Origin of the sequence: Microbacterium sp. PF5 (assembly GCF_004794315.1) — a bacterium.
Lineage (GTDB): Bacteria > Actinomycetota > Actinomycetes > Actinomycetales > Microbacteriaceae > Microbacterium > Microbacterium sufflavum.
This window is the reverse complement of the sequence record NZ_SSDQ01000023.1, coordinates 1-268: the sequence shown is the minus strand read 5'-3', so window position 1 is coordinate 268 and position 268 is coordinate 1. Positions and strand designations below refer to the sequence as shown.

1 protein-coding gene is annotated in these 268 nt (G+C 67.9%); it reads left to right on the top strand.

Annotated elements, in window-relative coordinates:
* Window positions 1-268 (top strand): cytochrome b N-terminal domain-containing protein (locus tag DW297_RS00470; protein WP_205828197.1); only part of this gene is annotated, 268 nt, incomplete at both ends.

Genomic DNA, 268 nt, shown 5'->3' with positions numbered 1-268 from the left:
TGCGCGACGAGGAGGTCGTCGACGCCGCGCGCAAGGCGGGCGTGACGATGTTCTTCACCGGCGCGTTCCGCAAGCCGCGCGAGCTGAACTGGGTGATCGGCTTCCTGCTGTTCATCCTGGCGATGGCCGAGGGCTTCACCGGCTACTCCCTCCCCGACGACCTGCTCTCGGGCAACGGCCTGCGCATCATCGACGGCATGATCAAGGGCCTGCCCCTGATCGGCACCTGGACCTCGTTCCTCCTCTTCGGCGGCGAGTTCCCCGGCAC